A 1,594-nucleotide genomic window follows, 5' to 3' on the forward strand; every position below is an offset into this window, starting at 1 on the left:
GGAGGACTGGCCCGCCCGCCTCGCCGAAGCCGCCGCCACCGCGGCCTCGGCCGGACGCGGTGCGCTGATCGTCGTCCCGGACCACCGCGACCTGCAACGGGTGCAGGACGCCTGCACCGCCCTGGTCGGCGACGACGTCGTCGCCCTCGCCGCCGAGATCGCCCCCGCCGAGCGCTACCGGCGGTGGCTGTCGGTCCTGCGCGGCGCGGCCCGCGTGGTGGTCGGAACGCGGGCGGCGATGTTCGCACCGGTGCACGACCTGGGCTTCGCCGCGGTGTGGGACGACGGCGACGACCTGCACAGCTACCCCCAAACGCCCTACCCGCACACCCGCGACGTGCTCACCCAACGCGCGCACGCGGCGGGCGCGGCGCTGCTGGTCGGCGGCTTCGCCCGCACCGCGGAAGCCGCCCTGCTCGCCGAATCCGGCTGGGCGCACGAACTCGTCGCGCACCGCACCGAAGTGCGAGCGGCAGCGCCGCGAGTGACCGCCATCGGCGAGGACGACACGCAGCTGGCCCGCGACCCTGCGGCGCGCGCAGCGCGACTGCCGTCGGTGGCCTTCGAAGCGGCGCGAGCCGCGCTGGGCGCGGGAGCGCCGGTGCTGGTGCAGGTGCCGCGGCGCGGCTACGTGCCGGCGCTCGCGTGCGGCGACTGCCGCGAGCGGGCGCGCTGCAGGCGCTGCGCCGGGCCGCTGGCGCTGCCGGGAGGCAGCGAAGGCGGCGTGCCGAAGCCGGCGGCGTGCAGCTGGTGCGGAGCCGCGGAAGCGGCGTTCAAGTGCGCGAACTGCGGCTCGCGGCGGCTGCGCGCGATCGCCGTCGGTGCTGGTCGGACCGCGGAGGAGATGGGGCGCGCGTTCAGCAACGTGACGGTGCGGACCTCCGGTGCGGGCGAGGTGCTGGCCACGGTCCCGGCCAAGCCCGCGCTGGTCGTGTGCACGCCCGGGGCCGAGCCGGTGGCAGAAGGCGGCTACGGCGCAGCGCTGCTGCTGGACGGCCGGACGCTGCTGGCCCGGCCGGAGCTGCGCGCGGCCGAGACGACGCTGCGCTTGTGGTTCGACGCGGCGGCCCTGGTGCGCCCGGCCCGGGACGGCGGCCGGGTGGTCGTCATGGCCGACTCGTCGCTGCAACCGGTCCAGGCCCTGGTGCGCTGGGACCCGTCCTGGTTCGCTTCGCTGGAACTCGCCGAGCGCGCCGAACTCGGCTTCCCCCCGGCGCGACGGGTCGCGGCCGTCGACGGAACCCCGGACGCGATCGAAGCGCTGCTCGACTCGGCGGACCTGCCGCCCACGGCGGAAATCCTCGGCCCGGTCCCGCTCGGCGAAGTCGACGAGGACGGCAACTCCGAGCGGGAACGCCTGATCGTCCGAGTGGACCGGACCGAAGGCCGAGCCCTGGCAACCTCCCTCCACGCAGCCCAAGCGATCCGAGCAGCCCGCAAGGCAGCCGAACTCCAGGTCCGCCTCGACCCCCTGGAAATGCTCTAGCCCCAAGCCGCCGACGCACGGTGTCGTGAGTGTTTTGGGTGGCTATAGCAACCCAAAACAAACACAACAGTGGGGGGGGATTAAGATCCGGACGAACTCAACGACAAA

At 74.7% G+C, this 1,594-nt stretch carries 1 protein-coding gene; it reads left to right on the forward strand.

The window, feature by feature from the left end; translation table 11 throughout:
- The coding region (locus ABTZ89_RS38580) for a primosome assembly protein PriA (RefSeq protein ID WP_351054430.1) at positions 1–1,486 on the forward strand (1,486 nt) is incomplete at its 5' end.
- Positions 1,487–1,594 lie beyond the last annotated feature (108 nt).

The organism is Saccharopolyspora sp. NPDC002686 (assembly GCF_040295745.1).
In the GTDB taxonomy this organism is placed as follows: domain Bacteria; phylum Actinomycetota; class Actinomycetes; order Mycobacteriales; family Pseudonocardiaceae; genus Saccharopolyspora; species Saccharopolyspora oryzae.